The 22974-nt window shown below is 67.6% G+C and carries 25 protein-coding genes; 11 read left to right on the plus strand and 14 right to left on the minus strand.

Annotated features, from left to right (window positions below):
• Positions 1-31: 31 nt before the first annotated feature.
• Genes AC0IYU_RS10350 through AC0IYU_RS10365 form a run of 4 tightly spaced genes read left to right on the plus strand, consistent with a single transcriptional unit; the run spans position 32 to position 3747 of the window.
• Positions 32-589 carry a VOC family protein gene (locus tag AC0IYU_RS10350; RefSeq protein ID WP_472116076.1) on the plus strand — a complete coding sequence of 186 codons (558 nt, stop codon included), beginning with the start codon at positions 32-34 and terminating at the stop codon, positions 587-589.
• Complete coding sequence (gene mhpA, locus AC0IYU_RS10355; RefSeq protein ID WP_472116079.1) at positions 582-2078, plus strand: bifunctional 3-(3-hydroxy-phenyl)propionate/3-hydroxycinnamic acid hydroxylase MhpA; 1497 nt, start codon at positions 582-584, stop codon at positions 2076-2078. Before AC0IYU_RS10350 ends, mhpA begins: the two co-directional genes overlap by 8 nt.
• A 27-nt stretch (positions 2079-2105) precedes the next feature.
• Positions 2106-2861 (plus strand): IclR family transcriptional regulator, encoded by a 756-nt coding sequence (locus AC0IYU_RS10360; RefSeq protein WP_472116082.1) that lies wholly within the window; start codon positions 2106-2108, stop codon positions 2859-2861.
• 37 nt (positions 2862-2898) lie between these two features.
• A complete protein-coding gene (locus AC0IYU_RS10365; protein WP_472116085.1) occupies positions 2899-3747 on the plus strand; it encodes a fumarylacetoacetate hydrolase family protein in 849 nt (282 codons plus the stop codon).
• 20 nt (positions 3748-3767) lie between these two features.
• On the opposite strand, the gene AC0IYU_RS10370 is transcribed toward AC0IYU_RS10365, so the two are convergent.
• From AC0IYU_RS10370 to AC0IYU_RS10395, 6 genes are read right to left on the minus strand one after another with little or no spacing between them, the layout of a single operon-like run.
• Complete coding sequence (locus AC0IYU_RS10370; protein WP_472116088.1) at positions 3768-4532, minus strand: alpha/beta fold hydrolase; 765 nt, start codon at positions 4530-4532, stop codon at positions 3768-3770.
• Positions 4529-5782 carry a multidrug effflux MFS transporter gene (locus AC0IYU_RS10375; RefSeq protein ID WP_472116090.1) on the minus strand — a complete coding sequence of 418 codons (1254 nt, stop codon included), beginning with the start codon at positions 5780-5782 and terminating at the stop codon, positions 4529-4531. The genes AC0IYU_RS10370 and AC0IYU_RS10375 overlap by 4 nt, the downstream gene beginning before the upstream one ends.
• Positions 5779-6246, minus strand: a complete 468-nt coding sequence (locus AC0IYU_RS10380; RefSeq protein WP_435485411.1) for a carboxymuconolactone decarboxylase family protein — start codon at positions 6244-6246, stop codon at positions 5779-5781. The genes AC0IYU_RS10375 and AC0IYU_RS10380 overlap by 4 nt, the downstream gene beginning before the upstream one ends.
• Positions 6243-7457 (minus strand): 3-carboxy-cis,cis-muconate cycloisomerase, encoded by a 1215-nt coding sequence (gene pcaB / locus AC0IYU_RS10385; RefSeq protein WP_472116093.1) that lies wholly within the window; start codon positions 7455-7457, stop codon positions 6243-6245. The genes AC0IYU_RS10380 and pcaB overlap by 4 nt, the downstream gene beginning before the upstream one ends.
• A gap of 16 nt (positions 7458-7473) precedes the next feature.
• Positions 7474-8307, minus strand: a complete 834-nt coding sequence (locus tag AC0IYU_RS10390) for a shikimate dehydrogenase family protein (RefSeq protein ID WP_472116095.1) — start codon at positions 8305-8307, stop codon at positions 7474-7476.
• A 27-nt stretch (positions 8308-8334) separates the two neighbouring features.
• Positions 8335-9258, minus strand: a complete 924-nt coding sequence (locus AC0IYU_RS10395) for a shikimate dehydrogenase family protein (protein WP_472116098.1) — start codon at positions 9256-9258, stop codon at positions 8335-8337.
• 197 nt (positions 9259-9455) lie between these two features.
• On the opposite strand from AC0IYU_RS10395, the gene AC0IYU_RS10400 reads away from it, so the two are divergent.
• The 7 genes from AC0IYU_RS10400 (at position 9456) to AC0IYU_RS10430 (ending at position 15707) form a co-directional block, all read left to right on the plus strand.
• Positions 9456-10262 carry an IclR family transcriptional regulator domain-containing protein gene (locus AC0IYU_RS10400; RefSeq protein ID WP_435495130.1) on the plus strand — a complete coding sequence of 269 codons (807 nt, stop codon included), beginning with the start codon at positions 9456-9458 and terminating at the stop codon, positions 10260-10262.
• Between the two features lie 73 nt (positions 10263-10335).
• A complete protein-coding gene (locus tag AC0IYU_RS10405) occupies positions 10336-11340 on the plus strand; it encodes a Bug family tripartite tricarboxylate transporter substrate binding protein (RefSeq protein ID WP_472116101.1) in 1005 nt (334 codons plus the stop codon).
• Between the two features lie 26 nt (positions 11341-11366).
• Positions 11367-12032: a response regulator gene (locus AC0IYU_RS10410; RefSeq protein WP_435485405.1), complete on the plus strand. Its 666-nt coding sequence runs from the start codon at positions 11367-11369 to the stop codon at positions 12030-12032.
• 108 nt (positions 12033-12140) lie between these two features.
• The gene (locus tag AC0IYU_RS10415; RefSeq protein ID WP_472116172.1) at positions 12141-13550 is read left to right on the plus strand and encodes a sensor histidine kinase; all 1410 of its coding nucleotides are present in this window, start codon (positions 12141-12143) and stop codon (positions 13548-13550) included.
• Positions 13551-13563: 13 nt separating this feature from the next.
• A complete protein-coding gene (locus AC0IYU_RS10420) occupies positions 13564-14577 on the plus strand; it encodes a Bug family tripartite tricarboxylate transporter substrate binding protein (RefSeq protein WP_472116104.1) in 1014 nt (337 codons plus the stop codon).
• Between the two features lie 129 nt (positions 14578-14706).
• Positions 14707-14877, plus strand: coding sequence for a hypothetical protein (locus AC0IYU_RS10425; protein WP_435485403.1), 171 nt, complete (start codon positions 14707-14709; stop codon positions 14875-14877).
• Between the two features lie 188 nt (positions 14878-15065).
• On the plus strand, positions 15066-15707 hold the full coding sequence (locus AC0IYU_RS10430; RefSeq protein WP_472116107.1) for an FHA domain-containing protein: 642 nt from the start codon (positions 15066-15068) through the stop codon (positions 15705-15707).
• Between the two features lie 9 nt (positions 15708-15716).
• Here the strand turns inward: AC0IYU_RS10430 and AC0IYU_RS10435 are convergent, their stop codons facing one another.
• The 8 genes from AC0IYU_RS10435 to AC0IYU_RS10470 all read right to left on the minus strand — a co-directional run bounded on the left by AC0IYU_RS10435 (position 15717) and on the right by AC0IYU_RS10470 (position 22774).
• The gene (locus AC0IYU_RS10435) at positions 15717-16865 is read right to left on the minus strand and encodes an ATP-binding protein (protein ID WP_472116110.1); all 1149 of its coding nucleotides are present in this window, start codon (positions 16863-16865) and stop codon (positions 15717-15719) included.
• Between the two features lie 123 nt (positions 16866-16988).
• Positions 16989-18215 (minus strand): ROK family transcriptional regulator, encoded by a 1227-nt coding sequence (locus AC0IYU_RS10440; RefSeq protein ID WP_472116113.1) that lies wholly within the window; start codon positions 18213-18215, stop codon positions 16989-16991.
• Positions 18208-19005, minus strand: a complete 798-nt coding sequence (locus AC0IYU_RS10445) for an ATP-binding cassette domain-containing protein (RefSeq protein ID WP_435485399.1) — start codon at positions 19003-19005, stop codon at positions 18208-18210. The genes AC0IYU_RS10440 and AC0IYU_RS10445 overlap by 8 nt, the downstream gene beginning before the upstream one ends.
• Positions 19005-19967 (minus strand): ABC transporter permease, encoded by a 963-nt coding sequence (locus AC0IYU_RS10450; protein ID WP_472116116.1) that lies wholly within the window; start codon positions 19965-19967, stop codon positions 19005-19007. The genes AC0IYU_RS10445 and AC0IYU_RS10450 overlap by 1 nt, the downstream gene beginning before the upstream one ends.
• A gap of 26 nt (positions 19968-19993) precedes the next feature.
• Positions 19994-21031: a substrate-binding domain-containing protein gene (locus tag AC0IYU_RS10455; RefSeq protein WP_472116118.1), complete on the minus strand. Its 1038-nt coding sequence runs from the start codon at positions 21029-21031 to the stop codon at positions 19994-19996.
• Positions 21032-21511: 480 nt separating this feature from the next.
• Positions 21512-21868 (minus strand): hypothetical protein, encoded by a 357-nt coding sequence (locus AC0IYU_RS10460; RefSeq protein WP_472116121.1) that lies wholly within the window; start codon positions 21866-21868, stop codon positions 21512-21514.
• Positions 21869-22009: 141 nt separating this feature from the next.
• Positions 22010-22405 (minus strand): Imm50 family immunity protein, encoded by a 396-nt coding sequence (locus AC0IYU_RS10465; RefSeq protein ID WP_435485396.1) that lies wholly within the window; start codon positions 22403-22405, stop codon positions 22010-22012.
• A 78-nt stretch (positions 22406-22483) separates the two neighbouring features.
• Positions 22484-22774, minus strand: coding sequence for a hypothetical protein (locus AC0IYU_RS10470; protein ID WP_472116124.1), 291 nt, complete (start codon positions 22772-22774; stop codon positions 22484-22486).
• Between the last annotated feature and the right edge of the window lie 200 nt (positions 22775-22974).

Raw genomic sequence — 22974 nt, forward strand, 5'->3', positions numbered from 1 at the left:
GCTCGGGCTTTTTCGCATGGAGACAAAACCGATGCTCGACCAGACCCCATCCGACCTGCAGTTCAGCCATATCGGGCTTTATGTGACCGACCTGCCCCTGATGGCCGGCTTCTACAAGCAAGCGCTGCGCTTCACGCAAACCGACGCCGGCGACCTGGGCACGGTGCAGCTTGTGTTCCTCAGCCGCGACCCGCGCGAGCACCATCAGCTGGTGCTGGCCACCGGGCGGCCCGCGGACATGGGCTTCAACGTGGTGAACCAGATTTCGTTCCGGGTGCGCGACATCGCCACGCTGCGCCGGTACCACGACCGCATGCTGGCCGGGGGCGCGAGCGACATGCACCCCGTGACGCACGGCAACGCCGTCTCGGTGTACTGCCGCGACCCCGAAGGCAACCGCCTCGAACTGTTCATGGACACGCCCTGGTACTGCGACCAGCCGCTGCGTGAACCCGTGGACCTGTCGCACCCCGACGAGGCGATCCTTGCGCAGGCCGAGGCCATCGCCAAGCGCCTGCCCAGGTTCATGAGCCGCGCGCAATGGCAAGCCGACGTGGCGCGCCGCATGCAGGAAGACCAGCGTGACTGAGCGCGCCGTGCACGACGTGGCCATCGTCGGCCTGGGCCCGACCGGCGCGATGCTGGCCAACCTGCTGGGCGCGGCGGGGCTGTCGGTGGTGGTGCTGGAAAAAGAGAGCGGCATCTTCGCGCTGCCGCGCGCCATTCATTTCGACGGCGAGGTGCTGCGCATTCTTCAGGGCGCGGGGCTGCGCGACGCGGCGCTGGCCATCGCGCGGCCCGGCGAACAGGGCATGCACTTCGTCAACGGCGCGGGCGAGACGATGCTGATTCGCGGCGGCGCCACCGCACTGGGGCCGCACGGCGGCGCCAACAACTACTACTTTCACCAGCCGCAGCTCGAGGCGGTGTTGCGCGAAGGGCTCGCGCGCTTCCCCAATGTCGATGTGCGCCTGCGCCACGAAGTCCTGAGCGTCGACCAGGACGCCGACGGCGCCGTGCTGCAGGTGCGCGACCTCGAGGCGGACCGCACATCGAGCGTACGCGCCCGCTACGTGGTGGGCTGCGACGGCGCGCGTTCCCCCGTGCGGGCGCGAATGGGCAGCCCCATGACCGACCTCGGCCTGAAGCAGCCGTGGCTGGTGTTCGACGTGGTGCTCGAGCAAGACGTCGCGCTGCCGCAGCACACGGTGCAGCACTGCGACCCGGCGCGACCCATGACGTATTGCAACGTCGTCGGCAACCGCCGACGCTGGGAAATCATGGTCCTGCCCGGCGACGACCGCGAAGCGATGCTGCGGCCCGAGGCGCTGTGGCGCCTGGTCGCGCCGTGGCTGCGGCCCGACCAGGCTCGGCTCGAACGCGCTGCGATCTACACCTTTCACTCGGTGATCGCACAAGGCTGGCGCAACGCCCGCCTGTTGCTGGCCGGCGACGCCTGCCACCAGACCCCGCCCTTCCTCGGCCAAGGCATGTGCGCGGGCATCCGCGACGCGGCCAATCTCGCCTGGAAGCTGGAAGCCGTGCTCAGGCACAAGGCTGCGCCTTCATTGCTCGACACCTACGAGTCGGAGCGCGCCCCGCACGTGCGCGCCCTGATCGAACTGGCCGTGCGCCTGGGCAACATCATCCAGACCACCGACCCTGCACTGGCCGCCGAGCGCGACGCCAGGTTTCGCACCGGCCGCCCCGAGATCTTCGAGCTGCCGCCGCAGATGCTCGGCGCGGGCGCGTTCGACGCCACGCCCGGCACACCCGCCGGGCGGCCCTTTCCGCAGCCGCGGCTCGACGACGGCCGCCTGCTCGACGAAGCGCTCGGCCCACGCAGCGCCGTCATCGGCCATGCGCGGGCGCTGGCCTGCGCGGCACCCGCCACGGCCGAGCGGTGGCGCCGTGCCGGCGCCGTCGTCATCGACCGCCCCGACGCGTCGCTGAGCGCCTGGCTGGCAAGCAATGAAGCCCAAGCGGTGATACTGCGGCCCGACCGATACATCGTCGGCGTTGCGCGCACGGGGCTCGATCTGGATCGCATCTCGCAATACCTTCCCGCCGCGCCATGAAGTTCAAACCATTCGGAAGGAATTGGCGTGCCGGAAAAATCCATGTCCAGCCTGGGCCGCATGCTGGCCGTGCTGGACCTGTTCGACGACAGGCACCTCACGCGTACCGCGGACGACATCGCCGTGCAGCTCGAGGTGTCGCTGCCCACGGGCTACCGCTACGTGCGGCTGCTGCTGGAGGCCGGGCTGCTGCAGCGCGTGGAAGATTCGCACTACGCACTGGGGCCGCGCATCATCTTGCTGGACCACTACATCCGCAAGGCCGACCCCGTGCTGCGCGAAGGCATTCCGGTGATGCGCGAGCTGGTCGCGGCCACGGGCTTCGATTGCGTCGCCTCGGGTGTGTTCGGCATGCAGGTGCTGGACACGCACCGCGAGATGGGCAGCACGTCGCCCACGCTGTCGTACGGCCGCGGCCGGCCGCGCCCGCTGTTCCTGGGCGGCGCGCCGAAGGTGCTGCTGGCCAGCTTCACACCGCCGCAGCTGCGCAAGGTGTTCGATGCACGCCAGGAAGAGGCGGTGCGCAGCGGCCTGCCGGCGGAGTGGAGCGACTTCCGCAAACACTACGCGGCCATCCGCAAGGCGGGCCACTACGTGTCGATCGGCGAGCTGGAGCCGCAACTGGCGGCCGTCGCCGCGCCGATTCCCAAGGCCGACGGGGGTGCATGGGCCGCGATTTCGCTGGTCTTCGACACCGCCCGCCTGTCCATCGTCGACCTGGACAAGCTGGTTCAGCTGATCACCGAAGGCGCCGCGCGCATAGGAGGTCGACTGGCCCGGTAAACCGTTTCTTCAACCCCACCGCCCTCGGAGGCACACCATGAAACTCATCAGCTACCAACACAACGGCCAGGACAGCTACGGCGCCGTGCTCGGCGAACGCATCGTCGACCTGCGCGAAGTCTTCGGCGCACGCGCCACGGACCTCAAGGCGCTCATCGCCGCCGGACTGCTCGGGGAAGCGGCGCAGGCCGCGTCGAGCGCCAAGACCACGCTGCCGATGAGTGAGGTGACGCTGCTGCCGGTGATTCCCAACCCCGGCAAGATCGTGTGCGTGGGGCTGAACTACGGCGACCACGTGCGGGAAACGGGGCGCGAGATCACCGAGAAGCCGACGCTGTTCCTGCGCGTCGCCGAATCGCAGGTCGCGCACGGGCAGGACATCGTCATGCCGCCCGAGTCGGGCAAGCTGGACTTCGAGGGCGAGATCGCGATCGTCATCGGGCAAGGCGGGCGGCGCATCGACGAAGCGCACGCCTGGGACCACATTGCCGGGTACGCCTGCTACAACGACGGCTCCATTCGCGACTGGCAGACCGCCACGCCGCAATGGACCGCCGGAAAGAACTTCTGGCGCACCGGCGGCTTCGGCCCCTGGCTGGTGACGAGCGACGACATCGCGCACGGGCAGGTCATGACGCTGGTCACGCGGCTGAACGGGCAGGAAATGCAGCGCACGACCACCGACAAGCTGATTCACAGCATTCCGCGCCAGATTGCGCACATTTCAGCGTTCATGCCGCTGGCGCCGGGCGACGTGATCGTCACCGGCACGCCGGGCGGCGTGGGGGCCAAGCGCACCCCGCCCGTGTGGATGAAGCCGGGCGACGTGGTCGAGATCGAGGTCGACGCCATCGGCATCCTGCGTAACGGCATTCGCGCGGAGTGAGCGCGACAGCGCTTTCTTAGTTAAAGGCTGCGCCAGAAATCGATCAGCAGCTGCGTGAACTCCACCGGCCGCTCGGCCGCGCTCACGTGCGCAGCGTCGATGGTGGCCAGGCGCGCACCCGGAATGGCTGCCACCATGGCCTCGGACATGGCCAGCGGCGTGGCCTCGTCCTGCAGGCCGCCGATGACCAGCGCGGGCACCGCGATGCGGCGGTTGCTCTCGCGAAAGTCGATGGCGGCCACGGCGTTGCAGCTCTCGATGTAGCCCTGCGCGTCGGTGCGCACCAGCGTGTCGTGCAGCACCTTGGCGGCCACCGCGCCTTCGGCCGTGCCCGCGAAGGCCGGCGTGAGCCAGCGCGACACCGCGCCGGGCGCTATGGCGGCCACGCCCTTGGCGTTTACCGTGTCGGCGCGCGCGCGCCAGGGCGCCTGGTCGGGGTAGTGGGCCGACGAGTTGGCGATGACCACGGTCTTCAGCAACTCGGGGTGCCGCACGGCCAGCGCCTGCGCGGTCATGCCGCCCATCGACAGGCCGACGAAATGCACCGGCTCGCCACCCGCCTCGCGCGCGATGAGCTCGGCCGCATCCTGCGCCAGCGTCTCGATGCGCAGCGCGCCGGGCACCACGTCCGATGCGCCGTGGTTGCGGTGGTCGTAGCGCACCACGGTGTGGGCGCGCGACAGCAGCGCGGCCACGGCGTCCCACATGTGCAGGTCGCAGCCGAGCGCATGGCTGAGCACGACGATGGGGCCGTTGCCCTCGCGAACGACGTTCAAACGGGTCATGGTGTGGTTTCCTTTGTCGGATGTGCAGGGTGTGCAGCAGGTTGAAAGTGTTGCAGGCGCGGCAGCCAGAAGAACGCAATGGTCATCAGCACGCAGCCGGCCAGCAGCATGGGCACGACCATCGGCCAGGCGCCGTGGGAGTAACCAGGGTCGACGAACAGCGCGGCAATCTGCCCCACGCAGAACGCGACCATCATCATGCCGAAGCCCGACCACGACACCGCCCGCCCCGCCAGGTGCGGCAGGTCGCCCACGGCACCTGCCTGCCCGCACGGTTGATGGATGCCGTGGCCCAGGCAGTACACCGCATGGCCCACCAGCAGCGGCACCGCGCTCAGCGGCAGCAGCAGGCAGCCCAGCGCCTGGATGACGGGGCCGGCCAGGCTCAGCGATGCGCCCAGCCGCACCGTGCGCACCGGCCCGTAGCGGCGCAGCAGCGTGCGGCACATGGTGGTGCTGAAGATGTAGACCAGCGAGCCGCCCGCCGGGATCCACCCGTACCACGCGGGCGACCAGCCCAGGTAGCCGATGTAGACCATGGGCGACAGCAGCAGAAAGCAGAACAGGCCGCCGTAGGTGGTCGCGGCCAGCGAAGCCCAGGCACGAAACGAGCGGCTCGCGAACACGGCGCGCGTGCTGCCGCGCGGCGCGGACGATTCGCCGCTGCCCTGTGCGAACGGCCGGCGCGTTTCGCCGAAGGAGCGCCAGCACAGCGCGAGCAGCACCGAGGCGTAGAGCGCCATCGCCACCATCACCCAGCGCCAGCCCGCCCCTTGCACCAGCCAGGCGCCCAGCAGCGGCGCGGCCAGGCCGACCACGCCCAGCCCCGTGAGGCCGCGCGCCATCACGTGCGGGCCTTCGTGCGCGGGGTACAGGTCGCGCACCGCCGCACGCGAGCACACCAGGATGGCCGCCATCGAAAAGCCCTGCAGCGTGCGCCAGCCCGCGAGCAACGCCACGCTGCCCGCGAACGCGCCGCCCAATGCGGCCAGCACATAGCAGGCGAGCCCCGCCAGCAGCACCGGCCGCCGGCCGAAGCGGTCGGCCAGCGGGCCGCACAGCAACTGCGCAAAGCCGAAGGCCAGCACGAACAGCGTGAGGCTGGTGCTGGCCGAGCCGAGCTCGCTGGCAATGGCCGGGAGCGCGGGAAGATAGCTGTCGGTGGCCACCGGCTGCGCCGCGAGCAGCAGCGGCAGCAGCAAGGTGAAGCTGACGTCGAACCGGCCCTTGCGGGCGACCGGCGCGCTCACCGGGTGGCGGGTTGCGGTGACGAAGCGGCGGCCAGCAGGCCCTTTTCGCGCAGGATGTTCGTCGCAATGCCGAAGGCATGGTTGGCCACGGGCACGCCGCAGTAGATGGCGGCCATCATGATCACTTCCTTGATGTCTTGCGGCGTGAGGCGCGACTCGGGCGGGCCGTCGAGCGCGGCGCGCACGTGCATCGCGAACTCCTCGTACGCGTGGATGCCCAGCATCATCGACAGCACCATGTAGCGGCGCGTCTTGTCGCCCAGCGCGGGGCGGCCCCAGATGTCGTTCCAGGCATGGCGCGTGATGAGCTCCTGGAACTCGGCGTTGAACTCGTTGCGGTTGGCGAGCGACTTGTCGACCCAGGCGTCGCCGAGCACGCGGCGGCGGTTGAGCAGGCCGGACTCGTAGCCTTCGGCGGGCATCTCGGAGGCCGTTGGCGCGGCGGGAAATTCGGGGGCGGTCATTGCGAGAGTTCCTTGTGTTCGGTGAGCCGGGCCTGCAACGCCTTCACTTCGGCGAGCGCGGTCTGTCCGGCATAGTGGGCGAGCGCGGGGTCGAACCATTCGTCGGCCGCGTCGCGCGGGAGTTCGGCGCGCAGCCGGTCGATGTTGGCGCGCATGCGCGCGGCGTCGACCTGCAGGCCGGGCAACGCACCCGCCATGGCGCGCGTGCTGCCGTGCGCGGACATCAGCAGTTGCGGCCATTCGGCCAGCTCGGCCTGCCAGGCGCCGAGCGCGCGTTCGTGTTGTTGCGGCATGGCGCCGAGCAGCGCGGCCACGCGTTGCGGCGCGCGGTGCGCGGCGGCGATGGCCACCATCGAGGCCACCGGGTTGCGCTTGTGCGGCATGGCCGACGAGCCGCCACGGCCGGGCTCGCTGGGCTCGGCCACTTCGGCCACTTCGTACTGGCCGAGCAGCGCGATGTCGACCGCGATCTTGCCGAGGCTGCCCGTCATCAGGCCGAGCTCGCAACCCAGCGCGACCCACTCGTCGCGCTGCGTGTGCCACGTGGCGCCGGGGTCGCCCAGGCCCAGTTCCTTGGCCATGCGCTTGCGCACGGCCGCGCCCTGCCCCTTCATCTGCGCGAGCGTGCCCACGGCGCCGCCCAACTGCAGCTGCAGCGCGTGCCTGGCAGCCTCGCGCAGCCGGATGCGGCTGCGCACCAGCGGCGCGGCCCAGCCCGCGCACTTGAAGCCGAAGCTGGTGACCGAGGCCGGCTGCATCAGCGTGCGCGCGAGCATCGGCGTTTCGGCGTGCGTGACGGCCAGCCGCAGCAGCGCGTCGGCGGCCTTGGCCAGGTCGGTCTCGATGAGCGCCACGGCCTCGCGCGTGACCAGCGACATGGCGCTGTCGATCACGTCCTGGCTGGTGCTGCCGAAGTGCACGAAGGGCGCGGCATCGGCATTGAACATGCCCACGGCATCGCGCAGCGCCTTCACCAGGGGAATGGCGACGCTGCCGGCACGCCCGCTTTCGCGCACGATCTTCGGCACGTCGAACAGCTCGACCTTGCAGCTGCTGACGATGGAGTGCGCAGCACTCTCGGGGATCAGCCCCTCGGCGGCCTGCGCCCGCGCCAGCGCGGCCTCGAAGCGAAGCATGGCGTCGACGAAGGCGCGGTCGCTGAAAGCACCGAGCGTTTCGGACGTGGAGAGAAAGCCTTCGAAAATACTCATGCGGACACCTGCTCTTTCAATACTTCAATTGGGCCACGGCGCGCAATTCCTCCGGGGACGCTGTGCCGAATCCGAAGAATTCCAGGTACGCCGGAATCATCTCGAACAGCATGTCGGTGCCCACCTGCACCTGGCAGCCCTTGGCCTTGGCGGCCAGCAGCAGCGGCGTGAACTCGGTCTTCATCACGACCTCGCCGACGAAGGTGCCCGCATCGATGCGATCCACGTCGAAGGGCAGCGGGTCGCTCTCCTTCATGCCCAGCGGCGTGGCGTTGACCACCACGTCGTAGCCGGCCGGGTCCTTCGAACCTGTGGCGACCTTCATCTGCGGATAGTGCTCGCGCAGCCGCGCGGCCAACGCGTTGGCCGAGGCCTCGCTCATGTCGAACAGCATCAGCTCGGCGGCGCCGGCCGCCGCAATCGATGCGGCAATGGCCGAGCCCACGCCGCCCGTGCCCGACACCAGCACGCGCGTGCCCTTGAACAGGCGGCCCTTGCGCTCCACGCCGCGCACGAAGCCCGCGCCGTCGAACTGGTCGCCCAGCAGCGTGCCGTCGGGGCGCTTGAGAATGGCGTTGCACGCGCCCGCCACGCGCGCGGTGGGTGTCACCTCGTCGACCAGCGACATCGTCGTGACCTTGTGCGGCATGGTCACCAGCGCGCCGCGCAGGTTGCTGAACCTGAAGATCTGCGGCAGCGAGGCCGCGTAGTCCTCGGGCTTCACGCCCATGGGCACCACCACCGCGTCGATGCCCTGCTTGTCGAACCAGGGGTTGTAGATCATCGGGGCCTTGAAGGCCTCGGTGGGAAAGCCCAGGTGGGCGATGAGCGTGGTCTTGCCGGAAATCATGTCGTTCGTTTCGTTGAAAGATGAGGCTCAGGCCACGCTGGGCGAGTGATAGCGCAGGGGCTGAGCAATCTCCGCTTGCATGGCCGGCGGGTAGACGATTTCGCGCAGGAAGTTCGCGTCGGCCTGCAGCGCGGTCGCTGCATCGAGGTGGCCGAAGTAGCGCAGGTAGTGCGGCATCTGCTGAATGAGCATTTCGAAACCCGCCTGCGCATTGAGCCCGCGTGCGCGCGCCGCGCGCACCAGCGGCGTGGGCTGGTTGCGCAGCAGGATGTCGAACAGCGCGGCATGCCCGTCCATGCGCGTCACGTCGACCGGCAGCGCGTCGCCTTCGACCAGGCCCAGCGGCGTGGCGTTGATGACCAGGTCGTAGCCCTCGGGCGCATTGCTCTCCACCGCGACCACCGTCGCGTCGAAGAAGGCATTCAGCTTGGCCGCCACGCCGGCCGCCTTGCCGGCCGCGCTGTCGAAGAAGGCGATGTGCTCCGCGCCGTTCACCGTGCCGCCTTCGGCCAGCGCCACGCCGATGGCCGCGGCGCTCACACCCGCGCCGAGGATCAGCACGCGCTTGCCGCGGAAGGGAATGTTGCAGCGGTCCAGCGCGCCGATCAGGCCTTCGCCGTCGAACAGGTCGCCCTCGAGCTGGTCGCCCTCAGTGCGGCGCACCACGTTGACCGAGCCCGCCACGCGCCCGAACAGGCCGCAGCCGTCGAGCAGGTCGACCACCAGCGGCTTGTGCGGCGGCGCGATCACCATGCCGCGCACGTTGCGCGCCAGGAAGGCCGACTTGAAGAACACCGCGAAGTCGCGCACCGGCACCTGCATGGGCAGCAGCACGGCGTCGATCTCGTAGCGCTCGAAGGCGGCGTTGAACATGCGCGGAAGCCGCACATTGCGAACCGGGTCGCCCGGAATCAGGTACGCCTGGGTGCTGCCGCGGATGGAATGGCTCATGTGCTTGCTTCCGTTCGTCAATCGCTCGTTTCGAGGCCGAATGCCTCGCTTTATAGACCCTTCGCCTCACCCTTGCTGCCTTAGGGAGCTTCAAACGTGCGATTATCGAACTACAGAAATCGATCATCGTTCAATTTGAGGGTTTTCAGGGGTGCCGCCGGCACCCATCGCCCCTCTACCGAAGGCACACTTCCGCCATGACGAAGGACAGCAAGGACCTGGACAAGGACGACGCCGCACCGCCCGCGGGGCTGGACAAGCGCGACTGGATCGCCGGGCTGGAGCGCGGCGTGAGCATCATCGAGGCCTTCGACGACGCCAACCCGCGCCTCACCGCCAGCCAGGCCGGCCAGCGCACGAACATGACCCGCACCGCCGCGCGGCGCTACCTGCTCACCTTGCAGCACATGGGCTACGTGGCGAGCGACGGCAAGCTCTTCTGGCTCACGCCGCGCGTGCTGCGGCTGGGGCAGTCGTACCTGGAATCGGCCCGCCTGCCGCGCGTGGTGCAGCCCTTTCTGCAGCGCGTGGCGGCCGGCACCAACGAGTTTGCGTACCTGAGCGTGATGGACGGCGACGAGGTGGTCTACATCGCGCGCAACGGCCCCAACCGCAGCATGAGCACCGGCTACGTGCTGGGCGCGCGCGTGCCGGCGCAGGTGACGGCCTCAGGCATGCTGATGCTTGCACTGCGCAGCGACGCCGAACTCAACGAATGGCTGGCGACCAAGACGCTGACCGTGTTCACCTCGCACACCATCGCGAGCATGGAGCGCATGCGGCTGGAGCTGGCGCGCATCCGGGCACAGGGCTGGGCGCTGTCGGAGCAGCAGCTCGACCTGAACTCGCGCGGCATCGCCGCGCCGCTGCGCGACCGGCACGGCACGCTGGTGGGCGCGCTGAACATCACGATGCCCATGGGGCATGAGAGCTCGGAAGACGCGGTGGCGCGGGTGTTGCCGGTGTTGCGGGAGACGGCGCAGGCGATGCGCAACCTGATCTGATGCACTGACAGCATTCCGACAGCATCCACAGTGCAGGATGCGCACTTTCCCCAAAAAGACGGAGACACGCACCATGTCGGAACCCTTCCTGAACGACGCACACACCCGCCGCCACTGGCTGCAAGCCGGCGGCGCCCTCACCCTGGGCGGCCTGCTGCCGTCGCTGGCCTCGGCGCAAGAGACCTGGCCCAGCAAGTCCATTCGCTTCGTCGTCCCCTTTGCCCCCGGCGGCAGCTCTGAAATCGTCGCGCGCTCGACCGCCGCCGAGCTCTCGCGCACCCTCGGCCAAAGCGTGTTCGTCGACAACAAGCCCGGCGCGGCCGGCAACATCGCCATGAGCGAGGTGGCGCGCAGCACCGACCAGCACACGATCATCCTCGGCCACATCGGCACGCTGGCGGTCAACCCGTACATCTTCGCCAAGCTGCCCTACGACGCCAACAAGGACTTCAAGCCCGTGAGCCTGCTGGCCAAGGTGCCCAGCCTGTACGTGGTGCACCCCGACGTGCCGGCGAAGAACCTCAAGGAGTTCATCGCCTACGCCAAGTCCAGGCCCGGCAAGCTCAGCTACGGCTCGGCGGGCAACGGCAGCGCGGGCCACCTGGCCTTCGAGTACCTGAAGATGACGGCCGACGTGTTCATGCTGCACGTGCCCTACCGCGGCACCGGCCCGATGGTGACCGACCTGCTCTCGGGCCGGCTCGACGCCTCGGCCATCGGCGCGGCGGCGATCATTCCGTTCATCAAGGCGGGCAAGGTGCGCTGCATCGCGACCGGCTCGGCCAAGCGCCTGGCGCAGTTGCCCGACGTGCCCACCGTGGCCGAGCAGGGCTTTCCGGGCTTCGAAATGACGCAGTGGTACGGCATGCTCGCGCCGGCCAACTTCACGCCGGCCAACCTGGCCAAGCTCTCGGCCGAGACCATGAAGGCCGTGAAGTCGCCCGACTCGATGCAGCGCCTGTCGGCCGACGCGGCCGAAGCCGTCGGCGGCACGCCGGAGCAGTTCGCGCAGTTCATCACGGCCGAACAGACCCGGTGGCAAAAAGTCATCGCCCGGGCAAACATCAAACCAGACTGAGCGTTCCAGGCCCTAGCATCGGCGCCATGCGCATCCTGCTGGCCGAAGACGAACACACCCTGGGCACCTGGCTCTGCAAGGCACTGGAGCATGCGGGCATCCAGGTCGAATGGGTGGACGACGGCCGCCTGGCCGACCGGGCGCTGCAGCAGCGCGAGCACGACGCGCTGGTGCTCGACCTGGGCCTGCCGGGCATGGACGGCCACACGGTGCTGCAGCGGCTGCGCGAGCGCGACCAGCGGCTGCCCGCGTTGATCCTCACGGCGCGCGACTCGTTGAGCGAGCGGGTGGCCTCGCTCAACGCGGGCGCCGACGATTTCCTCGCCAAGCCTTTCGCACTGGCCGAACTCGAGGCGCGCCTGCACGCGCTGGTGCGGCGCGCACGCGGCGTCGAGCATCCGCGCCTGGCCTGCGGCGCGCTGGTGTACGACGGTGCACGCAAGCACTTCACGCTGAACGGCGAGGCGCTCGCGCTCTCGCCGCGCGAGCTGGCCGTGCTGCGCGTGCTGGTGCAGCGCAGCGGCGAGCCGCTGTCGAAACAGCAGATCCTGGAGCGCGTGTTCTCCGACGACGAAGAGGTGCACCCCGAAGCGGTCGAGGTGTTCGTCTACCGGCTGCGCAAGCGGCTGGACGGCAGCGGCGTGCGCATCGTCACGCTGCGCGGCCTGGGCTACGTACTGGAAACCGACTGACATGGGCTCACCCCCAGGCTTCGCGCACTTCGTGTCGCGTCTCCTCCCCCCTCGCCGGGGGCAACACCGGCGGCGCGGCGGAGCCACGGCGTGAGCCGCATTGCGCGCATGCGCCAGAGGCTCAAGCGCGCGAGCCTCTGGCAGCGCCTGGCGCTGCTGCTGTTCCCCGCGCTGCTGCTCGTGACCGGCATCGAGCTGTGGATGACGCGGCACGACGCGCTGGCCGCCGCCAACGCGGCCTACGACCGCTCGCTGCTGGGCGCGCTCAAGTCCATCGATGCCAACATCTCCACCGCCTCGGGCGGCCTGTCGGTCGAGCTGCCGTACACGATGTTCGAGTTCTTCGAGCTCACGGCCAGCGGGCAGGTGTTCTTCCGCGTGGCGACCTCCGACGGGCTGGTCGAGCTGGGCAGCGCCGACCTGCCCGCGCCGCCCGCCGAGCTCGCCATGGGCGTGCCGGCCTTCTACGACGCCACCTACTTCGGCGAGGCCGTGCGCCTGGCGGCCTACCGGCGCGACCTCGACCGCGCGCCGGCGGGCAGCACCGGGCGCAGCGTGCTGATCCAGGTCGGAGAAAGCACGCGCTCGCGGCAGGAGTTCAGCGCGCGCTTCGTGCGCAGCGCGGCGCTGCGCGACGGGCTGGTGCTGGCGATGCTGCTGTGCGGCACCGCGCTTGCGCTGGCGGCTGCCTTGCGGCCGTTGTCGCGGCTCGCGCGCGAGGTGCAGGCCCGCACGAGCGACGATCTCACGCGCATCGCCGAGACCGACCTGCCCGCCGAGGTGCGCCCGCTGGTGGCCGCGGTCAACCAGCAGATGTCGCGCACGCAGGCGCTGGTGACGCAGCAGCGCCAGTTCCTGGACGACGCCTCGCACCAGCTGCGCACGCACCTCACCACGCTGCAGATGCAGGCCGACTACGCGCGGCGCGAGCAAGACCCGGCGCAGGTGCAGGTGGCGCTCGATGCGCTGGGCACCGAGATCGGCCGCGCCACGCGCAGCGCGCAGCAGCTGCTGGCGCTGGGCCGCAGCGACACGGTGTCGGTGGAGCCCGCCGCCTTCGACATGGCCGCGCTGCTGCGCGAAGTGGCGCTCGACCTGCTGCCGCTGGCGCGCGCCAAGCGGATCGACCTGGGCATTCATTCGCCCACGCCCGAATTCCGTGCTGTGGCCGACCGCGGCCTGCTGCGCGAAGCCTTGAGCAACCTGGTCACGAACGCCATCACGTACACGCCGGCCGAAGGCACGATCACGCTCTTTGCGGCGGGCGACGCCGCAGGCTGGAGCCTCAACGTCGAGGACGACGGCCCGGGCCTGAGCGACGAGGAACGCACCGCACTGGGCCAGCGCTTCCGGCGCGGGGCGCGCGCGGGCAAGGGCGGCTTCGGGCTCGGGCTGGCCATTGCGCGCTCGATCGCGCAGCGGCACCAGGGCGAGCTGCGGCTCGAAGCGCGCGAGGCCGGGCGCGGGCTGCATGCGATCATCTGGTGGCCGCGCACATCGGCTCCCACCGCCACCTGACGCGACTGCCGCCATGCCCTTGCAGACCTCCCGCCGCCATGCACTTCGCACGCTGTCCGCGCTGCTGATGCCCTGGCTCGGCACGCGCGCGCTGGCTGCCAACGACCCTTCCGAAGACGCCGCCGACTGCGTCATTCCCGCCAAGGCCGGCGGCGGTTTCGCATTGACCTGCGCCCTTGCGCGCGATGCGTTGCAGGCCGTGCGCCCCGCGCGTCCGCCGCTGGGCCAGCGATACCTGCCCGGCGGCATCGGCGCCGTCGCGTTCGACCGCATCGCCACCGGCCAACTCGGCGGTCCCGGCACGCTGGTGGCGTTTTCGAGTGGCTCGCTGCTCAACCTGGCGCAGGGCCGCTTCGGCCCGCACCCGCCCTCGGCCGTGCGCTGGGTCGCCACGCTGGGCACCGACTACGGCGTGATCGCCGTGCACCGCGACTCGCCCTACAAGCGCCTGCAGGACCTGGTCGCCGCGCTGCGGCAAGACCCGTCGCGCATTGCCTTCGGCGCGGGCGGCACCGTCGGCAGCCAGGACTGGGTGAAGGCCGCCCTGCTGGTGCGCGCGGCGGGGCGCGACCACAAGGCCATGCGCTTCGTGTCCTTCGAAGGCGGTGGCGACGCATTGAGCGCGTTGCAGGGCAGGCATGTCGATGCCTTCCCCGGCGACGCGGCCGAGGCGCTGCAGGCCATTGCGGGGGGCGCGGCGGTGCGGCTGCTCGCTGTGCTGTCGGACCAGCGCCTGGGCGGCGCGCTCACCGGCGTGCCGACGGCGCGCGAGCAAGGCGTGGACCTGGTGTGGCCGACCGTGCGCGGCCTCTACGTGAGCGCGGACGTGCCGGAGCCGGCCGTGCACGCCTGGGCCGCCGCCTTCCGCGAAGCGGCCGCCGCACCCGGCTTTGCGGCGCTGCGCGAGCAGCATGGCCTGTACCCCTTCACGCTCACCGGCGCCGCGCTCGACGGCTACGTGCAGGCGCGCATCACCGCTTACCGGGTGCTCGCCGACGAGCTCGGTCTGCGCCGCTGGAAGCCCTGACTCGTCGGCTTGCCGACGCGAGCGGTCGGTCGCGGCGAACGTCGTGCAAGCGCGTCCATCCCCTGACGCTGACCCGCAATAGGCGCCCCGTCCCACGTTCGGCAGCCAGCGAGCGTCCAACCTGCGTGCATGACCGATCCACGCAATGTCGCGCACGACAAAAAAGTGCAGCAGGAAAAGAAACACCACGGCGAAGAAATCGCACCTGGCGCCATCCATGCGCCGCAGCCCGGGCAGAAGCCTGCGTTGAAGCATGAGGACGCAGAGCCTCCCGAGGGCGATGCCCCTGGATCGAACTGATCCTCCGCTCCCCGTCAGCCCCGGTTCCGGGGCTTTCTTTTCAGCGCGGGGGATTCGTCGGGCGACAGGGTTTCAAGCCCTGCGACTACACCGGACGTATACCTAAGCGCTCATTTTCCGATCAGCCCGGCGGGGCATGGTGCATTGCTTCGCCCGCACGGGCACAGTTGTCTTCACAGGAAATACGAATGCCGGAGCTGGTAATTTCAATCGGTGCCAACCTGTCGCAGGTGGCACTGGTCAAACGCCGTACGACGATCGGCCGCCGTACGGACTGCGACATCGTTCTCGACAGGTTGACCGTGAGCGCGAGTCATGCGGCGCTGCATTTGCGCGGCAACCAGGTGTTCATCGAAGACCTGGGCAGCACCAATGGGACCCTCGTCAATGGGGTGCCGGTTGTCCAGCAGGCGCTCGAGGACAACGACTTCATCGAGGTAGGCGGTTGTCAGATCCTCTTTCTGGACGCCGACGTCGGCACTGATAAACACGGCGCGGGCAGCGAGCCGACCGCGGCTCGGCCCATGCCCACGGAATTTGCACCGACGGAACCTGCCGAAGCCGGGACGCCGCGCGTGCCCGTGCTGCGCGTGCTGTCAGGGCAGGGGGAAGGCCGGGAGCTGTCGCTGCGCAAGGTCGTCACCACCGTCGGTACGCCCGGTGTGGCCGTGGCCGCGGTCACACGACGCCGGCAAGGCTACGTCGCTGCCAGCGTGATGGGTGTGGTCACGCTCAACGGCAAGCTGCTGGACACCGAAGCGATGCCGTTGAAAGAGCACGACGTAATTGAACTCGACCGGGCGACGCGCCTCGCATTCATCGAAGTGTGAATGCGCTTCTCAGGTCGGCGCTCTCGGCGCCGCAACGGCGCGAGGAATGCGGACCGAGAAACTCGTGCCCCCCGCGTCGGTCGACGCCACGTGGATCGAGCCACCGTGCGCCAGGACCGTCTCACGCGCGATGAACAGCCCCAGGCCGAGGCTTGTGCGCGGGCGCCCGGGCTGCTCTCCGTCGAGCGGCAGCTGCACCATCGCGCTGAAGATCGTCTTGAGCGATTCGGCCGGAATCGCGGGGCCGCGATTGGTCACGCAGACCAGCACGTCATTCGTTTCGCCGGCCACGTCGAGCTGGACGCTTGTCCCCTTCGCCCTGTACTGGGCTGCATTGGCGAGCAGGTTCACGACCACCTGTTGAAGCCGGACGTCGTCGAAATCGCCCGACAGGTCGCCGCGCGTGTTCAAGTCGAACACGCAATCGGGGTTTGCCGAAGACGCGTTGTGAAGGGCGGCCTGAACAATGTCGCCCATGTTCGCCGCTGCGGGTGCCATGGGCATCTTGCCGCCGAGTTGCGTACGCGAATACTCCAGCAGGTCGTTGACCATGGTCGTCATGGTGGCGGCGCTCCGCACCAGCCGCTTGCCGGTGACGGCGTTGCCGTCGAGGTTCTTCGACCGCTCCAGCAGCAGGCCGGTCATGCTGATGGCGGCCAGGGGCGTGCGCAAATCGTGGCCGAGGATGGCCAGGAAGCGCTCGCGCGTGTGGTTCGTGTGCTCGGAAAAGGTCATTGCCGACTCGGCCAGGGCCTCGTCCACCGCCTCGTTGAAGCGCGTCATTTCCTCCACGACCTCGCGGTTGAACTCCTCGACGGTGGGCAGCCACAGGCGCAGAACACTCGCACGCAGCGATCGAAATTCCGCCGTGAGCTGCGTCAGTGAAAAGCCGCTGACCTCCCGCAACGTGCCGTGGATCGCGGCAGCACTGTGAAAACTTCCCTCGTCATCCGCGTCACCATGCGACTTGGCCGTTTGCTCGGCCTTGCTCTGGAAGCTGTCGATGTCCAGTGCAATCGCCTTGATGATCTGGTGCGCGTGGTCGCGCAATGCCTCGCTGGTCATCAGGGTGGCGGCGGGCTTCAACGTCTTGGCAAAGGCCTCCCAGTCCACCAGGATGTCTTCGGCGCGCTCCGTGAGAAAGCGGGAAAGCTTCATGCATACCTAGTTTTTCGCCCGGAAACATTCATTCAGGCATTCGCCGGATCCTCCCGCCCCCCGTGCGAGTTCCACGTAGGACGAACGAGCCAACTCCGCTGGCGATTGCCTCACGCAGCTAATTCAGGCCGCCTTCAGGAACACCTCGTGGTCCGGCGCGAAGTTGACGTGCAGCGGCAGCATCGCGCCGCCCAGCGCACACGCCAGCGCTCCCGCCCTGCCGCCGTGCACCTGGGGGCGCCACAGGCCTTCCCAGTTGCAGCGGTCCAGCGCGGAGCGCGTGCGCTCCAGAAGGGCCTGCAGCAGCAGGCGCGACATCGAGCCGTCCACCACCACGTCGGCCAGGTCGAGCATGGCGGCGCCGCTCACGATGGCGTGTGCCAAGGCATGCGATGCGCTTTCGAGCCAGGCCTGCGTGCTGGCGACAAAGGGCGGCTGCAACGCCCGGTCGTCGTAGGCGGCCGTGGCGTCCAGGCCCTCGCCGGCCAGCCGTTGCTCCAGCTCCCACAGCGAGGCCTGTGCGATCAGCTGCGTCGGCAGCGCACCGCCGCTGGCCGGCGGCTGCATCGGCAATGACGCGAGGGCGCCCGCATTGCCGTGCGCGCCCGCATGCAGGTGCGAGTTGATGACCAGCCCGCCGCCCACGAAGGTGTCCACGAAGATGTACAGGAAGCTCTTCAGGTCGTGCCCGCGCCCGCTCACCAGTTCGGCCACGCAGGCGGCCACAGTGTCGCGCGCGAAGCTCACCGGCACGTCGGTACGCGCGCGCACCTCGGCGGCCAGGTCCATCTGGTTCCACAGGTCGGCCTGCGCCTTCGACAGGCCCAGCGTGCGGTGCCAGCCGCCCAGCTGGAACGGCGCGGCCAGCCCCGCGCCCACATTGCGCGCGGCCAGCGGCCCGAGCCCGTCGCGCAGCCGGTGGATGTGCTGCGCAATGGCGGGCAGCAACTCGTCCGCGTCGGGAAAGTCGTAGCTGATGGCGTGGCGCTCGCGCACCTGCGCGGTGAAGTCGATCAGCAGCCACTCGGCGCCGCGCCGGCCCACCTTGATGCCGATGGAAAACGCGCCGTCGGGGTTCAGCGCCAGCGGCACCGAGGGCTGGCCAATGCGTCCGCGCACGCGGCTCTGCTTGACGATGAGGCCGTCTTCCTCCAGCCGCGCGGTGATGAGCCCGATGGTCTGCGCGCTCAGCCCGGTGAGCCGCGCCAGGTCGGCCTTGGGCAGGCTGGTGTGAACGCGCAGTGCCTGCAGCACCGTGCGCTCGTTGAACTGGCGCATGCCGACCTGGTTCGAGCCGCGGGGCCGCAGCAGGTCGGGCATGCGCGCAGGTGCTGCGTCGGCATCAGGCATGCGCCTCCGCGGGCAGCTGATCGGCCGTCATCGCGCCGGTCATCACGGCGACCGTGTCGCTCATGCTGATCTTCTTCGGGTTGAGCACCGCCGCGCGCTTGCCCAGCCGCGCCACGTGGATGCGGTCGGCCACCTCGAACACGTGCGGCATGTTGTGGCTGATGAGCACCACCGGCAGGCCGCGCTCGCGCACCCGGCGAATCAGCTCCAGCACCATGTTGCCTTCCTTCACGCCCAGCGCGGCGGTCGGCTCGTCCATGATGACCACGTGCCGCGCGAAAGCCGCGCTGCGCGCCACCGCCACGCACTGGCGCTGCCCGCCCGAGAGTGTTTCGACCGCCTGTGTCATCGACTGGATGCCCACCTTCAGGTCGGCCATGCGCGCGGTGCTCTCGACCAGCATCTTCTTCTTGTCGAGCATGCGCAGCACGTTGCCCAAGAAGCCGGGGCGGCGCAGCTCGCGCCCGAGGAACAGGTTCTCGTAGATGGTCATGGCCGGGGCCACGGCCAGGTCTTGGTACACCGTCTCGATGCCCGCGCGGCGCGCGTCCAGCGGGTTGCGAAAGTGCACCGGCTTGCCGTCGAGCAGGATCTGCCCCTCGTCGGGCACCACCGCGCCCGACAGCGCCTTGATGAGCGAGGACTTGCCCGCGCCGTTGTCGCCGATCACCGCGAGGATCTCGCCCTCGCGCAGCTCGAAGTCGACGCCGTCGAGCGCCGTGACCTGGCCGTAGCGCTTCACCAGGCCCTTGGCCTGCATCACGATCTTGGGGTTGGCAACGGCGTTCATCAGCGTGCTCCCTTGCGCGAGAGCTGGTCCGCAGCCACCGCCAGGATGACCAGCACGCCCGTCACCAGCACCTGGTAGATCGACGACACGCCCATCAGCGTGAGACCGTTGCGGAACACGCCCACGATCAGCACGCCGATCAGCGAGCCCAGCACGATGCCGCGCCCGCCGAACAGGCTGGTGCCGCCGAGCACCACGGCGGTGATGGCGTCCAGGTTCTCCGTCTGCCCCGCGTTGGGGTCACCCACGCCCGTGCGCGCCACCGACAGCAGCGAGGCGATGCCGTACAGCACGCCCGCCGCCACGTACACGCCCAGCAGCACGCGCTGCGTCGGAATGCCCACCAGCCGCGTGGCCTCCGCGTTGTTGCCCACCGCGTAGATGTGACGGCCGGCGGCCGTCTCGCGCAGCACGAACCACGCGAGCGCGTACAGCGCCACCATCAGCACCGAACCCCACGCCACCTCGGCACTGCCGATGGTGAAGGTGGTGCCCAGGCCGGTGAGGCCGCCCGGCAGGTCGGTGATGGTCTGCGAAGACGAGTAAAGCTGCGTGATGGCAAACGCGATGTTCAGCGTGCCCAGCGTCACGATGAACGGCGGCAGCTTGATGCGCGTGACCAGCAGGCCGTTGAGCAGGCCGAACAGCGTGGTCACGCCGATGCCGCACAGGATGGCCAGCGGCACCGGCATGCCCAGTTCGGTGGCGAACTTGCTCATGATGATGCTGCCCAGCGCCATCACCATGCCGCACGACAGGTCGATGCCGGCCGTGAGGATGATCAGCGTCTGGCCGATGGCGATCACGCCGACCACCATCACCTGCTGAAGAATCAGCGAGAGATTGCCGCCGGTCAGGAACCGGTCGGACTGGGTCGCGAAGAAGACGCATGCGCCCAAGAGGGCCAGCCACGGCCCCAGGGCACCCCAGGGGATGTGGTGCGTTGCAGGTTTTGTCGCCATCGTTGTGTGCTCCCCGGGCTACGCTTTTACTTCTTGCCCCAGCACAGGTCGGCGCCGGTCTTGGTGTCCTTGCTGTCCACGCCCGCCACGCTCTTGCCGGCGATCAGCGTCACGCCGGTGTCGACGTAGCCCGAAGCCTTCTTGCCCGTCTTGGCGAACTCCACGCCCGCGGCCACGCCCATGGCGGCCATCTTCAGCGGGTACTGCTGCGAGGTCGCGGCGATGACGCCGGCGTTGGTGTCCTTGATGCCCTGGCAGCCGCCGTCCACCGAGACGATCAGCACGCCCTTCTCCTTGCCTGCGCGCTTGAGCGCGTTGTACGCACCGGCCGCGGCGGGCTCGTTGATGGTGTAGACCAGGTTCACTTCGGGCGCCTTCTGCAGGCAGTTTTCCATCGCGGTCTGCGCCTTGGCCTGGTCGCCGTAGCTGTCGGCCATGCACACGATTTCGGGCGCCTTCGACAGCTCGTTCGACTTGGCGTCGTTCGCGGCCAGGCCGAAGCCCTTCATGAAGCCGTTGTGGCGCTGCGCGCCCACCGGGTGGCCCGGCAGCAGGTCGAGCGCGACGATCTTCGCGGGCTTGCCGGCCATCGCGGCCTTGGCGTATTCGCCGATCAGCACGCCGGCCGTGTAGTTGTTGGTGGCGAACAGTGCGTCGGTCGCGTCCGGCGGATCGGCCGGGCTGTCGAGCGCGATCACCATCACGCCCTTGTCGCGCGCCTTCTTGATCGCCGGCACGATCGCTTTGGCGTCGCTCGGCGTGATCAGGATGGTCTTGGCGCCCGCCGCAATCATGTTTTCCATCGCGGTGATCTGGCCCGCGTTGTCGCCGTCGGCCTTGCCCGCGCCCGACAGCAGCTTGGCGCCGAGCTTCTTGGCTTCTTCCTGCGCGCCTTCCTTCATCTTCACGAAGAAGGGGTTGGTTTCGGTCTTGGTGACCAGGCCGATGACGGGCTGGTCGGCGGCGAAGGCGGCGGTGGTGGCGGTGAATGCGGCCGATACGGCCAGGGTCGTGGCGGCCAGGGCCAGGAGGGAGCGGGTGCGGCTGATGCTGCTGCGTTGCATGATTTTTGTCTCCGTGGGCAGGCTGGGGAAGTGGTGCCTGCGGGCTTGGGAACCGGATCGCGTTACGGCCAGGGGGCGCGGCGTCCGGGCGCAGGGGGACTATCGGCCAGCGGGAGGACTAAATCAAGTGGGTTTAGTTATCGGAAACCCGGGGGTTGGTAGCGGAACAATCCGTCGCGGGCGTCCTTCGCCAATGCCTCGGACTAACGCGAAGCAAGCAGATGCGTACGGACATAAGCCAGGCCTTGGATCCAAAAGGGATGCGACAAGTACTTGAAGCGTCGGCTCGGCGGCACTGAACAATTGCCCTTGCACTACAACTTGATTTTCAATTTCCCAATAGTAGCTATCGGCTTGCGCCAACGAAGCATCAAGCAACGAGCGCAATGCTTGCGGGATTCAGTCAGCAGACCCTTGAACCGTCTCGTAATTACCCCAGTCAAAATTAGAAACAGCAATGGACGCAAATTCGATCATCATTTACGCGACGGCATTGGTCGCAGCAAATTTTTCGAAAAAGACCTGAGTATCATATTTTCGATCCGATCGCGAGAAAGACCAATACTCTGCAGGAAAGAAGTACCCTTTTTCCAAGAATACCTCCAATTGATGATCTGCATACTCGATTGCATCGCCACTCAATCGCAGCAGCAATTTGCCTTTACCCCTTTCAAGGAGATCTGGATTCTCCGCACGAAGCTCGATTTGCGCGCGCTCCAGATTTTCACCCGAATAGCAAAAACAGTCGACGCGTTCAACAAGTGATGCGCAGTGAGCCAGCGCGGCAATTCGAGAGAGCAACAGTCTGGCGCCCTCGTCGTCGAGTGTGATCGTCAACTCATCCTTGCTCAACGGCCCAAAATTGAAAATTATCACCTTTAATCCCGAGAACAAGATGCCACGCCAAATTTAAATATCTTCACTTTATTGGCACGTATAGCCGACGCAAACACCATCGATCAATAATTAATTTGCCGCCTACGCAGTTCCGATACTTCCCGGAACCAGACTGTCGATCGAGATCCACTCGCAATCGAAGATCATCGAAAAACCTTCTATGCAATGCATGTGCACCGAGGCCAAGCCGTTGGAAGTTTGGATGCTGAGTCGACTCACTGTGTTCTTATGATCCCAGTCAGTCGCAACCAACTTTTTAACCCCGAGAAACGATACGCCCAGATAAATAACATCGTAGGCCCTGGCCCATCTGGCCGGGGGATTTCTCGGCCTTTTCTCGGTCATTAGTTTTATGGAAAATCTGGGTTCATCTCGCTTCAATAGTATTTCCAATACTTTTGAATCACTCAGGGGCGAAAAATCTCCATACGGCGCCAACAAAGCCTGAGGATTTAGGATCTTCTGGTAGTCATTCATTTTTTTAACTCGTACGAGTGGGCAACACAGCGCCTGCGCACGCCCTAGGCCAAGCTTGCTTCTCTAGTCACGCAGTGATCAGCGCACACGCATTTTTTCAGCAGCCAGAGGAAATGAGCTCAGAACAAAATCCACGGCCGCCTTGATATTTGGGAGCTTATTTCTAATATACGCATCATACATATCCACGGCTTCCTCGTATTTATCCAAATATTCATCAAAGCCTACCGCAACAGAGTCTTCAAGCGGCCTGATAAAGCACTCCCAATGAACCGTTTCGCCGGCGCGAATATAGTCACCCTGAACCCAATAGACCTTTTTTGATTTAACTATTGACTCAATTTTGTCAATTAATTCTGCGTCATCCATTTTCTTCCTTGCCAAAGGACAGTGGGTGGGGCGGCCCACAAAAATATCGCCACGAAGTATCGGAAACGGTTGTAATGTAGCCCCGTCTCTTCATCAAAATACTGCCCCTGGAACGGTATCGGGACTGTCTCTTATACACATCTGACGCTGCCGACGAAGCGCCACACGTGTAGATCTCGGTGGTCGCCGTATCATTAAAA

The sequence above is a fragment of the Variovorax sp. AC103 genome, assembly GCF_979254005.1.

Bases quoted from the DNA above. Each gene is read 5' to 3' on its own strand.
- AC0IYU_RS10350 (WP_472116076.1), top strand. From the start codon at position 32: ATGCTCGACCAGACCCCATCCGACCTGCAGTTCAGCCATATCGGGCTT.
- AC0IYU_RS10365 (WP_472116085.1), top strand. From the start codon at position 2,899: ATGAAACTCATCAGCTACCAACACAACGGCCAGGACAGCTACGGCGCC.
- AC0IYU_RS10370 (WP_472116088.1), bottom strand. From the start codon at position 4,532: ATGACCCGTTTGAACGTCGTTCGCGAGGGCAACGGCCCCATCGTCGTG.
- AC0IYU_RS10380 (WP_435485411.1), bottom strand. From the start codon at position 6,246: ATGACCGCCCCCGAATTTCCCGCCGCGCCAACGGCCTCCGAGATGCCC.
- pcaB (WP_472116093.1), bottom strand. From the start codon at position 7,457: ATGAGTATTTTCGAAGGCTTTCTCTCCACGTCCGAAACGCTCGGTGCT.
- AC0IYU_RS10390 (WP_472116095.1), bottom strand. From the start codon at position 8,307: ATGATTTCCGGCAAGACCACGCTCATCGCCCACCTGGGCTTTCCCACC.
- AC0IYU_RS10395 (WP_472116098.1), bottom strand. From the start codon at position 9,258: ATGAGCCATTCCATCCGCGGCAGCACCCAGGCGTACCTGATTCCGGGC.
- AC0IYU_RS10400 (WP_435495130.1), top strand. From the start codon at position 9,456: ATGACGAAGGACAGCAAGGACCTGGACAAGGACGACGCCGCACCGCCC.
- AC0IYU_RS10405 (WP_472116101.1), top strand. From the start codon at position 10,336: ATGTCGGAACCCTTCCTGAACGACGCACACACCCGCCGCCACTGGCTG.
- AC0IYU_RS10410 (WP_435485405.1), top strand. From the start codon at position 11,367: ATGCGCATCCTGCTGGCCGAAGACGAACACACCCTGGGCACCTGGCTC.
- AC0IYU_RS10415 (WP_472116172.1), top strand. From the start codon at position 12,141: ATGCGCCAGAGGCTCAAGCGCGCGAGCCTCTGGCAGCGCCTGGCGCTG.
- AC0IYU_RS10420 (WP_472116104.1), top strand. From the start codon at position 13,564: ATGCCCTTGCAGACCTCCCGCCGCCATGCACTTCGCACGCTGTCCGCG.
- AC0IYU_RS10425 (WP_435485403.1), top strand. From the start codon at position 14,707: ATGACCGATCCACGCAATGTCGCGCACGACAAAAAAGTGCAGCAGGAA.
- AC0IYU_RS10430 (WP_472116107.1), top strand. From the start codon at position 15,066: ATGCCGGAGCTGGTAATTTCAATCGGTGCCAACCTGTCGCAGGTGGCA.
- AC0IYU_RS10435 (WP_472116110.1), bottom strand. From the start codon at position 16,865: ATGAAGCTTTCCCGCTTTCTCACGGAGCGCGCCGAAGACATCCTGGTG.
- AC0IYU_RS10440 (WP_472116113.1), bottom strand. From the start codon at position 18,215: ATGCCTGATGCCGACGCAGCACCTGCGCGCATGCCCGACCTGCTGCGG.
- AC0IYU_RS10445 (WP_435485399.1), bottom strand. From the start codon at position 19,005: ATGAACGCCGTTGCCAACCCCAAGATCGTGATGCAGGCCAAGGGCCTG.
- AC0IYU_RS10450 (WP_472116116.1), bottom strand. From the start codon at position 19,967: ATGGCGACAAAACCTGCAACGCACCACATCCCCTGGGGTGCCCTGGGG.
- AC0IYU_RS10455 (WP_472116118.1), bottom strand. From the start codon at position 21,031: ATGCAACGCAGCAGCATCAGCCGCACCCGCTCCCTCCTGGCCCTGGCC.
- AC0IYU_RS10465 (WP_435485396.1), bottom strand. From the start codon at position 22,405: ATGAATGACTACCAGAAGATCCTAAATCCTCAGGCTTTGTTGGCGCCG.
- AC0IYU_RS10470 (WP_472116124.1), bottom strand. From the start codon at position 22,774: ATGGATGACGCAGAATTAATTGACAAAATTGAGTCAATAGTTAAATCA.